9 protein-coding genes and 1 pseudogene are annotated in these 10,819 nt (G+C 69.2%); 3 read left to right on the top strand and 7 right to left on the bottom strand.

Annotation, left to right across the window (positions count from 1 at the left end):
• Positions 1-1,255 (bottom strand): annotated as a pseudogene (locus MJ777_RS20350) (primosomal protein N'); the annotation flags it as partial.
• Positions 1,256-1,444: 189 nt separating this feature from the next.
• Here MJ777_RS20350 and MJ777_RS20345 point away from each other — a divergent pair.
• Positions 1,445-2,713 carry an ATP-binding protein gene (locus MJ777_RS20345; protein ID WP_239377472.1) on the top strand — a complete coding sequence of 423 codons (1,269 nt, stop codon included), beginning with the start codon at positions 1,445-1,447 and terminating at the stop codon, positions 2,711-2,713.
• Between the two features lie 65 nt (positions 2,714-2,778).
• Here MJ777_RS20345 and MJ777_RS20340 read toward each other — a convergent pair whose 3' ends face one another.
• Positions 2,779-3,084, bottom strand: a complete 306-nt coding sequence (locus MJ777_RS20340; RefSeq protein ID WP_239312698.1) for a hypothetical protein — start codon at positions 3,082-3,084, stop codon at positions 2,779-2,781.
• A 746-nt stretch (positions 3,085-3,830) separates the two neighbouring features.
• Between MJ777_RS20340 and MJ777_RS20335 the strand changes: the two genes are divergently transcribed.
• Positions 3,831-5,258 (top strand): ATP-binding protein, encoded by a 1,428-nt coding sequence (locus MJ777_RS20335; protein ID WP_239309951.1) that lies wholly within the window; start codon positions 3,831-3,833, stop codon positions 5,256-5,258.
• A gap of 761 nt (positions 5,259-6,019) precedes the next feature.
• On the opposite strand, the gene MJ777_RS20330 is transcribed toward MJ777_RS20335, so the two are convergent.
• Positions 6,020-6,535: a hypothetical protein gene (locus MJ777_RS20330; protein WP_239377471.1), complete on the bottom strand. Its 516-nt coding sequence runs from the start codon at positions 6,533-6,535 to the stop codon at positions 6,020-6,022.
• On the opposite strand from MJ777_RS20330, the gene MJ777_RS20325 reads away from it, so the two are divergent.
• Complete coding sequence (locus MJ777_RS20325) at positions 6,519-7,067, top strand: NUDIX hydrolase (RefSeq protein WP_239377470.1); 549 nt, start codon at positions 6,519-6,521, stop codon at positions 7,065-7,067. The two genes, MJ777_RS20330 and MJ777_RS20325, sit on opposite strands and share 17 nt — an antisense overlap.
• Before the next feature lie 184 nt (positions 7,068-7,251).
• On the opposite strand, the gene metK is transcribed toward MJ777_RS20325, so the two are convergent.
• The 4 genes from metK to gmk all read right to left on the bottom strand — a co-directional run.
• Positions 7,252-8,448: a methionine adenosyltransferase gene (gene metK, locus MJ777_RS20320; RefSeq protein WP_239309954.1), complete on the bottom strand. Its 1,197-nt coding sequence runs from the start codon at positions 8,446-8,448 to the stop codon at positions 7,252-7,254.
• 40 nt (positions 8,449-8,488) lie between these two features.
• Positions 8,489-9,811, bottom strand: coding sequence for a bifunctional phosphopantothenoylcysteine decarboxylase/phosphopantothenate--cysteine ligase CoaBC (gene coaBC / locus MJ777_RS20315; RefSeq protein ID WP_239377469.1), 1,323 nt, complete (start codon positions 9,809-9,811; stop codon positions 8,489-8,491).
• Between the two features lie 26 nt (positions 9,812-9,837).
• Positions 9,838-10,122 (bottom strand): DNA-directed RNA polymerase subunit omega, encoded by a 285-nt coding sequence (gene rpoZ / locus MJ777_RS20310; protein ID WP_239309956.1) that lies wholly within the window; start codon positions 10,120-10,122, stop codon positions 9,838-9,840.
• A gap of 177 nt (positions 10,123-10,299) precedes the next feature.
• The coding region (gene gmk, locus MJ777_RS20305) for a guanylate kinase (RefSeq protein ID WP_239377468.1) at positions 10,300-10,819 on the bottom strand (520 nt) is incomplete at its 5' end.

The raw sequence follows: 10,819 nt of genomic DNA, 5'->3' as shown, positions 1-10,819 counted from the left end.
GCCGGCGGCAGCCCGCGCAGGCCAGTGACGGCTGGTACCCGCGTCGCGGCACCTGGACGAGGACCGGCGCGCCGGCGGCCAACGCCTCCCGGGCCGCCCGCCAGGCGAGCGACGGCAACCGCGCGGCCCGCGCCGCTGGATCTCTGGCCTCCTCGAAGTCCGAACCGGTGGCTTCCACCCGGGCGGCCGCGGCCCGCACCACCGACCGCGGCGGGACCAGCGCACCCGCCCAGCCGACGCGAACCAGTGCCTGCGCGTCGGCCGACGGCGACCACCCGCCGATGAGCAGCCCCGCCCGTTGCTGCCGGGAGCGCAGCACCGCGACGTCACGGGTGTGGGGATAGGGCGAGCGGGGTTCGGCGTGCAGATCGTCCCCGTCGTCCCAGACAACGATCAGGCCAAGATCCCGGACCGGTGCGAACACAGCCGCGCGGGTGCCCACCACGACCCGTGCGCTCCCCCGCCTGACGGCCAGGAAACGGCGGTACCGTTCGGCCGGGCCGAGATCAGCGCTGAGCGCGGCAAAACCGGCCGCGCCGAGGACACCCCGCATCGCGTCGGCAACACGGTCGATGTCGCGGTGATCGGGGACGACGATCAGGACGCCCCGGGCCGATCGGACCGTGGCGGCGGCGGCCGCGGTCACCATCGCGGGCCAGGACGGACCGGGCAGTGCCCACCACACCACCCGGGGGCTGCCGCCCGCGGCCAGATCGGCGATCATCCGTTCGCCCTCCGGATACCGCGACCAGTCGCCCGCCGGCAGGTCGGCAACTGGCGGGTCGGCAACTGGCGGGTCGGTAGCCGGCGGTGGCTCCTTTTCCACCCGGGCATGCCGGGGTGGGACCGCCAGGCGGAGCACGTCGGCAAGGGTCCCGGCATAGCGGTCGGCCACCGTCCGGGCCAGCTCCGCGATCTCGGGTGCAAGGATCGGCTCCGGCGACACGACACGGCTCAGGAAGGTGAGCGCGCCGGTGTGCTCCGACCGCTCGCACCGGTGGAGGATGAACCCGTCCACGAGCCGGCCGGCGAAGCGAACCCGGACCCGCGCGCCGGGGACCGCGGCCTGCGCCCACCGCGCCGGCACCGTGTAGTCGAACAACCGGTCCAGATGAGCATGTGGCACGTCCACTACTACCTTGGCGACCGGCAGGTCGCCCGCTGGCTCCAGCGCACCCGGACCGGTGGCCCGCGCCGGGCCCCGGACCGTCCTGGCGCTCACTGTTGGGCGGGGTACGCCAGGCTGTTCGGGCATACCTGGTTTAGTACCAGGCACCGCTGACAGGCCTGACCGCGGACGGGCGCTCAGCGGCCCTATCCATCACGTTGCACGCCACAGGGACTGGCAGATCTGGAACTACGTGGCCGGCAGATCTGGAGCTCAGCCTTTGGCAGATCTGGAACTGAGTGGCTGGCAAATGTGGAGGTCAACTATCATCGAGCGGTGAGTACGCCGCTGCGGGGACTGGTCGAGCGGCGTCTGCTTCCCGTCATCGAGAGCCGGCTGGCCGAGGAACCCGTGGTCCTGCTCCAGGGTCCCCGGTCGGCGGGTAAGTCCACCCTGCTGCGGGGCCTGGCCGCCAGCAGGGGAGCCGAGATCGTCGACCTGGACGACGTCGCTGTCCGGGATGCGGTCGCCAGAGATCCGGGGACGTTCGTCGCCGGGCCATCCCCGGTCTGTATAGACGAGTATCAGCATGTCCCGCTCGTCCTCGACGCGATCAAAGCCGAGCTGAACCGGGATGGCCGGCCTGGGCGCTTCGTGCTGACCGGTTCGGCGCGGCACGAAGCACTTCCCCGTGCCGCCCAAGCCCTCACCGGCCGCCTGCACCGCCTGCCCGTCTACCCGCTCTCTCAGGGGGAGGTCGCCGGGGTCCACGAACATTTGCTGGATGACCTTTTCGCCGACCCGGTCAACGCCGTCAGCACCCCGCCGTCGACGACGACACGCGAGGAGTACATCGACCGAGTCGTGACCGGCGGGTTCCCACCGGTGCTTGGCCGCGCCAGCCTTGCCTCCCGGGGGCGCTGGTTCGACGACTACGTCCGCCTCAGCGTCGAACGCGACGTCCAGGAACTCAGTAGCATCCGCCAGGCTGCGGCCCTGCCGGCGCTGCTCGGGAGGCTGGCCGGCCAGACCGCGCAGATTCTCAACATCACCAGCGCGGCGGCGGGAACCCGGCTCGACCACAGGACCGCCGACAGCTACATCCGCCTGCTGGAAGCAGTGTTCCTCCTTTACCGTCTCCCTGCTTGGAGCACCACCCTCATTGCCCGGTCCACGGCTTCGCCGAAGATCCATATGCTGGACTCCGGGGTTGCGGCGCGGTTGCTGCGCCTGACACCGCAGAAGCTGGCCGCCCGCAGCCCAGCCGCGCTGACCGAATTCGGGCACCTGCTGGAGACGTTCGCCGTCGGCGAGCTCCTCAAACAAGCATCCTGGGCCGACTGGGTCAGCGGGACCGGCCACTGGCGGACTCGGGACGGTGACGAAGTTGACCTCGTCGTCGAACGCGACGACGGAATGCTGGTCGCGTTCGAGGTCAAAGCCGCCGGCCGGGTTCCCGGCTCGGACCTCACCCCACTTCGCAAGCTCCGCGACGCCACCGGCAACGCATTCCTGGCCGGCGTGATTCTCTACCTCGGCGCACGATCCTACACCTTCGAAGACCGCCTCCATGTCATGCCAGTCGACCGCCTATGGGCCCCCTGACACGGCGCCTGTGTACGTCGACGTCCGGCAAGCGACCTGCAGCCTTCGTGACCGTGAGAGTATCGTCAGCACGCGAACACAGGGACAATCTTCGAGCGGCGATGTCGGCACAGCAGCTGATTCGACGCATGCCGCTCGGCGGCGAGCTGGAAGCCGAACAGCTGCGCCCGCGTCGGTACGACCAGGACCACCGCAGCCGCCCTCTCTGCCAAGCTGGTTTGAGACAGAACGATCAGTCTGTCGGGTGTGGTGAGCAGGGCGATATGCCGATCAGGATCCTGTGACGTTGACCATGAATGACGTGTTGTCGGGCAGTCCAGAAAGACCGGGCGGAAAAGGGAAGAAGGAATCCGGGCGGGCTTGATCGGCATTGCCCTCCTCCCGGCCGCTGGTTCATAGAGCTGCCGATCCTCACGGCTTCGGACCGCTCCTCCCATCCGCGTCATGCTCCCTCGTCGGCTCGGAGAGACCCACCTGTGGCAAGAGCAACCAGGGCGGCGTGGCCGCCACCCTTTCGTATGAGAATTTGAGGCCGGCCGCGCGACGGCTGTGGTCCTGATGTTGGCCGGTTGACTGTTGCGGCCTTCAACCGCCGGTTCTCCGCCGACTCCGGCGACGCCTTAGAGCGACCGGCAATAGGGACGCGGCGTCGCGGGGCTGGGGCACGCACCCCAACCTCCCTCCTTGATCCAAGCCCCTATTGCCGGGCGCTCTTAACCGGCCTGGGCGCGACCGTCGCACCCAGCGCACCCCGGTCCCGCGCCCGGCGCCATTTACCGATGTGCGTGTCGTACAGCCCTTCCCTACTCGCCACACCCGATGGACTGATCGTTCTGTCTCAAACCAGCTTGGCAGAGAGGGCATCAACATGGGACCCCACCGAAGGCCAAACGAAACTCAAATGAACCTGCCGAGTAGCATTTGCCCGCCCACCGTGAAACCGAGCGACCGGTCTGGCTGCGGACTGCCTTCTACCCCTGCGACCAGCGAGAATCCGCCCTCCGAGCGCGTGGACGCCCACGGACGTGCAGCGCCCGCCCAGCAGATCTGGGTGCGGCGCAACCCGTCACCGCCGTGCCGACCCCAAATGCTCCCGCTCTGTGGTTTCATTTGAGGCATGGTCCAAGATGTGGGTCAGATCATCGAGACCTTGCGCGCGGCCGGCGGTGACTCGACCAACGTGGAGGTTAAGTCGGCTGAGGGCGGGCTGCCAGACTCCCTGGCCCCAACGCTCAGCGCGCTCGCCAACCAGCCCGGAGGCGGCACGATCCTGCTCGGCCTCGACGAGCGAAACGACTTCCGGCCGGTCCGCCTGCCGGATCCGCAGAAGCTCAAGCAGGGACTAGCCGACAAGGCTCGGACGTTCAGACCGCCAGTCCGCCTGACCATCGACGATGCGGTGTCCGAGGGCAGGACGCTCGTCCTGGCGCGGGTGCACGAGTGTGACCTATCGATGAAGCCCTGCCGGGTCGGTGGAAGCGGTGTGGCCTACATCCGCGCGTACGACGGCGACTACGCGCTCAGCCAGCTGGAGGAACAGGCTTTCCTCGCCGCTCGTCAGGAGCCCCGCTTCGACCGCGCTCCCGTCCAGGACGCGACGCACGATGACCTCGATCCAGAACTGGTTGACGGGTTCCTCGCCGAAGTGCGCCATCGCGACCCGATGGGAGTAGGCCGTTTCGGCGATGATGACGAGCTCCTCCGCCGTGCCGGCGTGACCGTCGATGGCGGACAGCCGACGGTCGCCGGCCTGCTCGCGCTTGGCGTGCATCCGCAGCAGTGGTTCCCGCGCTACTCCATCCGGGCAGCGGCCGACCCGCTGCCGTCCGATCCCGCGGGGACGCGCGCACGCAGCCAGGCCTCCATGAGTGGCGCCATCCCCCGGATGCTCGATGCCGCATTGGAATGGGCCGGGCGCACCTTCGACACCACGATCGTCTCCCTGTCCGATGGCACCGTGCACGACCGGCCCGTCTATCCACTCATCGCCTTCCGGGAGCTGGTCGCGAACGCACTAGTCCACCGGGATCTCGATCATTGGTCCGCCGGCATCGCCATCGAGGTGCGACTGCGCCGGGATCGCCTCGTGGTGGCGAACCCCGGCGGGCTATACGGAATCACCGTCGATCGGCTGGGCCGCGACTACGTGACCTCGGCGCGCAACGCCCGTCTTGTCGATATCTGCCAATATGTGCGGTCCCCGAAGACCGGCGCCCGGGTCATCGAAGCGCTGGCGACCGGAATCCCCACGATCACGGAGGCGCTCGCAGCCCAGGGCCTGCCGCCGGCGCACTACATCGACAACGGCATCCGGTTCACCGCGGTTCTCCATCAGAGCCCGACCAGACCGGTCCTCACTCACGCCGAGCAGCGGGTACTCGATGCGATCCATGACGGCATCGAGACCGCGAACGACCTGGCGGCCGAGCTCAACGTGACCGCCCAGTATGTTCGCAGAATCCTCCGCGCGCTACGCGACCGCGGCCTGGTCATGCAGGAAGGCGGACGGGGACGACGGACCTTCTACCGCCCCACGGACCAGTAACGCGTCTCGCGCCGTAGTGCCGACGTGATCGGTTCTACCCCTTGGGATAGTCATGATCTGGGACCGATCCGGTGCTTCTCGGCATCGCGGGCGGCCGGCTCCTGCAGCCCTTTGGCGGCCCTGGTCGGTTCTGCTGGTGGTGCTGGCAGATCAGGCGACGATGTCGTCGGGGACCTCGGCCGGCCCGGGGTCGGCCCGTGGGACGTCGCCGGTGAGCGTCATCCCCTGCTGTTCGAGCCAGCTGGCGACGGCCAGCTCCGGGACCGGCGGTGCGCCGACAGAACTCGATGCAACATCGCGTCACCCAATGCAACAACCGACCCATCACCGCAGCTCAGGCGACTGGAAGCTGAGCGCTCCGGCGGACCGGGCGGGCGCGAAACGCACTGCCGCAGCGCAATCACAGAAACTGCCGAATGTTGCATCAGATGCAACACTGCCTATTTATGGGCGGGTCGTCAGCTGATGGCGCGGCGGGTGAAGAGGCGGGTGGCCTGCCAGAGGAGGAGGCCCGTGGCGGTGGTCAGAACGGGGTAGACGATCAGGAGGCTGAGGTGGGGCTGGTTGGTGACGGCTGCGCGGAGTCCTTCGCTGGCGTAGGTGCGGGGGTCGGCGAGGGCCAGGCCTTGGACCCAGGGGCTGGACGATGGTGCGGGTAATGAAGTCGGCGGGCTGTCTGCGGAGCACGGTCAGGTCGCGGGCGAGCAGCGCGGCGAATGCCGCCAGCGCCGGGGATCGTGGCGTGTGGGCTGCGGGAATAGTCATGACTCGCGGAGTTCCTTGCCGGTGAACTGGATGAAGACCGATTCCAGGGACGGAGGGTCGACGCGAACCTCACGCAACCGGGCGTGGCAGGCGTCGGCCGCGGCGAGGACGGCGGGGAGAACCGGCTGGCCGTCATCGACGGTGAGCATGACGGTGCCGCCGAGCGGGCGGGCGTCGCGGGTGGCGGGCACGTTCGCTACGAGCGCCGCGGCCAGCTCAGCCGGGTCGGGGCCGTCGGCGGTGACAGTGACGACGGTGCCACCGCGGATTGATCGCTTGAGTCTGGTCGGGGTGTCCAGGGTCAGTAGCCGGCCGTGGTCGATGATCGCGATCCGGTCGGCGAGCGCGTCGGCCTCGGCCATGTCGTGGGTGATGAGCATGATCGTCTGCCCGGCCGTCTGCAGGCCGGTGATGATGTCGTGGACGGACAGGCGGCTCTGCGGGTCCAGGCCGGTGGTCGGCTCGTCGAGGAACAGCACCTCAGGCTGGTGCATGATGGCCCGGGCGATCATCAGGCGCTGGGCCATCCCGCCGGACAACTCGTCGACCCGCCTTGCCGGCGGTGTCCGCCAGGCTCACCTGATCGAGCAGGCGGCCGGCGCGTTCTTCCACGACCCGGCCGGCCGGGTTCTGCTCGTCCAGCCCTCCTACCGCACCGACACCTGGCTGCTCCCGGGGGGAGCCATGGACCCGGGCGAATACCCGTGGGAGACCGCCCGGCGGGAAGTCCGGGAGGAAGTCGGACTGGAGCTGCGCCCTGGCCGGCTGCTGGGCGTCGACTGGGTGCCCGCTCAGCGGGACGGACGGCCGCCGCTGGTGCACTTCGTCTTCGACGGCGGGCCGCTGACCGCCTCCGACGCCGAACGCAGCCTGCTGCTCCCACCCGACGAGCTGACCGCCTGGCAGCTGTGCGGCCCTGTGGAGTGGGACCGGCTCCTTCTTCCGCGGGTGGCCCGGCGCATCCGCGCCTGTGTGGACGCGCTGCGCACCGGACACACCGCCTATCTGCAGGACGGCTGGCCGTCGGCGCTCCCGGCCGGCTGACCGGCCCCGGCCGGGAGCGACAGCGTCGTCGATGGATGGGGAGCGATGACGCGAGCGACGCGCAGGGCGCACCCGCAACGCGATGCCGCGTCCTCCCCTGCTGCCGGTCGCTCTCAGGTGGGCCTGATGGATCGTCGATGGCGCGGACCTGCGCCCACATCAACCACCATCCATCGGGCACGCGCTAACCGCGGACTGCTGCCGCCAGGTTGTCCGCGCGCGATGTCGACTCCCAGGTGAAGTCGAGCTCCGGACGGCCGAAGTGACCGTAGGCGGCGGTCTGGGTGTAGATGGGCCGCAGCAGGTCCAGGTCCCTGATGATCGCGGCCGGCCGGAGGTCGAACACGGTCGTCACGGCGTCCTGGATCTGTTCGTCAGGCACTGTGCCGGTGCCGAAGGTCTCGACGAACAGGCCGACCGGCTGTGCCTTGCCGATGGCATAGGCCACCTGGACCTCGCAGCGGCGGGCGAGCCCGGCGGCGACCACGTTCTTGGCGACCCAGCGCATCGCGTACGCGGCCGAGCGGTCGACCTTGGACGGATCCTTGCCGGAGAACGCGCCACCGCCATGACGGGCCATGCCACCATAGGTGTCAACGATGATCTTACGTCCGGTGAGACCGGCGTCTCCCATGGGACCACCCACCTCGAACCGGCCAGTCGGGTTCACCAGCAACCGGTGCCCCGCCGTGGTGATCTCAAGCGCGGCCAGCTCCGGGGCGACGACATACTCGGCGATGTCCGGCGCGAGCAGGGTTTCAAGATCAATATCGGCCGCGTGCTGGGTGGAGACGACCACAGTGTCCAGCCGGACCGGGCGACCGGCCGAGTATTCGATGGTGACCTGGGTCTTGCCGTCTGGACGCAGGTAGCCGACCTTGCCGTCCTTGCGGACGGCGGCGAGGCGGCGGGCGAGCCGGTGCGCCAGCGCGAGCGGCATCGGCATCAGCTCAGGCGTCTCGTCACAGGCGAAGCCGAACATCAGTCCCTGGTCGCCGGCACCCTGCCTGTCCAGCTCGTCGTCGCTCGAGCCGCCGATCCGAGTCTCGTGAGCGGTGTCGACGCCCTGGGCGATATCGGGCGACTGCGAGCCGATCGACACGCTGACGCCGCAGGAAGCGCCGTCAAAACCCTTCTTGGACGAGTCATAGCCGATCTCGAGAACACGCTCCCGGACAACAGCCGCGATATCCACATAGGTGTCTGTGGTGACCTCGCCCGCGACATGGACCTGACCAGTCGTGATCATTGTTTCGACCGCGACGCGGCTGTACGGGTCATCCTTAATCATCGCATCGAGGATGGAGTCACTGATCTGGTCAGCGATCTTGTCCGGATGCCCCTCGGTAACGGACTCGGAAGTAAACAGGCGCATCGCCACGTTCTGACCCCCTGGGAGATCCAGTCGATTCCGACGAAGTCTACCGACGGGTACTGTCGGATACAGCGATAACGGAGCCATCCGCGGGCGCGAGTCGAGCCGTGACCAGGTCGAGCACCCGGTGCGAAAGAAGATCCTTACTGGTTCGTCCGATCACCGTCTCGGTGCCGTCCGAGCCGAGCACCACCGCCGCGTTGTCCTCGACCTCGAACCCGAGCCCGTCACCGACCTGATTGACCACGAGCAGGTCGGCTCCCTTACGGGCGAGTTTTTCCCGGCCGAGATCGAGAAGATCAGCCCCTGGCCCGCCGGTCTCCGCGGCAAAACCGACGAGCAGCTGACCCGGCTGGCGCGCGGCAACCAGTTCGGCCAGGATGTCCGGGTTACGGACCAGCGCGACGGGTTCCGGGTCGCCATCCGATTTCTTGATCTTATGGGCCGCCCGGGTGACGGGCCGGAAATCGGCGACCGCCGCCGCCATGATGACCACGTGGGCCGTTGCCGCCTCCGCGTGCACGGCGGCCCGCAGCTGCACGGCCGAGACCACTCGGACGGTGTGGGCTCCGGCCACCTCCGGAAGAGCCACGTTGGCCGCCACCACGACAACCCGCGCGCCCCGGGAGAGCGCCGCTCTGGCCAACGCGTAGCCCTGGCGACCGCTTGAGGAGTTGCCGAGGAAACGGACCGGGTCCAGATGCTCGCGAGTACCACCGGCGCTGATCACGAACCGGTACCCGGTCAGGTCCGGCATCAGCCCGGCTGCCGGGCCCGTACCGTTGGCGTTGGCGTTGGCGTTGGCGGCTGATCCTGCCCGCGCCAGCACCGCCCGCGCCAGCGACGCGATCTCCGCCGGTGCCGGGAGCCGGCCGGCCCCGGAGTCCGCGCCGGTCAGCCGGCCGACCGCCGGATCAATGACCACGCAGCCCCGCGCCCGAAGCGTCCCCACATTGGCCCGGGTCGCCGGGTGCTCCCACATCTCGGTGTGCATCGCCGGCGCGAACACGACCGGACAGCGCGCCGTGAGCAGGGTGGCGGTGAGCAGATCGTCCGCGCGCCCGGTCGCGGCGCGCGCGAGAAGGTCAGCCGTGGCCGGGACAACCAGGACGAGATCGGCCTCGCGTCCCAGTGACACGTGCGCCACCTCGGCCGCGCCGGCCCACACGCCGGTCGACACCGGATGGCCGGACAGCGCCGCCCAGGTCGGCTCACCGACGAACCGCAGCGCCGAGTCGGTCGGTACGACCCGGACGTCATGCCCGGATTCGGTCAGCTGGCGAAGTACCTCGACCGCCTTGTAGGCCGCGATCCCGCCGGCCACCCCCAGCACGACGCGCGGGCGACGCGCGGGCGACGCGGCCGGCACCGGAGGCGCGCCCGGCTCCAGGCCGCTCAGGAGACCGGTGGCAACGGCTCGCTGACGGTCTCGTGCGTCAGCAGACCGGCGTTGATCTCACGCAACGCGATGGACAGCGGCTTCTCCTGCGCGCTGGCCGTCTCCACCAGCGGACCGACATACTCCAGCAGGCCCTCGCCCAGCTGCGAGTAGTAGGCGTTGATCTGGCGGGCCCGCTTCGCGGCGTAGATCACCAAGCTGTACTTGGAGTCGGTCGCCTCCAGGAGCTCGTCGATCGGTGGGTTGGTGATGCCTTCAGGCTGTGCGACAGTGCCGGACACGGTGTCCTTCCGGAAAACGCGGGGGCGGCCAGCTCACGGCGAGCCGCCATCATGATCGGATGTGGCCAGGGCGGTGGAGAACCGGTTGGGCGCGGTTCGCGGCGGCCCCGTAGGCCTCGGTTCACAACGGTAATGCCCCCAGCGTAGAACAGTCCTCCGGCCGCCGGTTGACAGGCGTCAGCTCATGGCTGTCAAGAACACCAGGCGGGCCGCTGCCGCCGTCACGTCGTCGTTGACGACGACCTCGTCGAACTCCGCTTCGGCGGCGAGCTCGATGCGTGCCCGGTCGAGCCGCCGCCTGATCACTTCCGGCGGCTCCGTGCCCCGGCCGACGAGCCGGCGGACCAGCTCCTCCCAGGATGGCGGGGCGAGGAAGACAAAGCGGGAGCCGGCCATCGTCGAACGCACCTGGCGGGCGCCCTGCAGCTCGATCTCCAGCAGGCAGGGCACCCCTTCGGCCAGCCGCGCCTCCAACGGCGCGCGCGGCGTCCCGTACGCATGCCCCGCGAACATCGCATGCTCCAGCAGCTCGCCTGTCTTGACCATTAACGCGAACTCCTCGGCGTCGACAAAGCGATACTCCACCCCCTCGGTCTCACCCGGCCGGGGGGCGCGTGTCGTACAGCTGACCGAAACCCAGACCTCAGGATGACGCCGGCGCACCTCGGCGACGACGGTTCCCTTCCCGACGCCCGAG

Source organism: Protofrankia sp. Cj5, from assembly GCF_917627405.1.
Lineage (GTDB): Bacteria > Actinomycetota > Actinomycetes > Frankiales > Frankiaceae > Protofrankia.
Note: the sequence above shows the minus strand (reverse complement) of the source record. Positions and strands in the feature narration are given on the sequence as shown.

What these genes read in the sequence shown, in the direction of transcription:
- MJ777_RS20340 (WP_239312698.1), bottom strand. Translation starts at nt 3,084, where the DNA reads ATGCCGATCAAGCCCGCCCGGATTCCTTCTTCCCTTTTCCGCCCGGTC.
- MJ777_RS20335 (WP_239309951.1), top strand. Translation starts at nt 3,831, where the DNA reads ATGGTCCAAGATGTGGGTCAGATCATCGAGACCTTGCGCGCGGCCGGC.
- MJ777_RS20325 (WP_239377470.1), top strand. Translation starts at nt 6,519, where the DNA reads ATGGCCCGGGCGATCATCAGGCGCTGGGCCATCCCGCCGGACAACTCG.
- MJ777_RS20330 (WP_239377471.1), bottom strand. Translation starts at nt 6,535, where the DNA reads ATGATCGCCCGGGCCATCATGCACCAGCCTGAGGTGCTGTTCCTCGAC.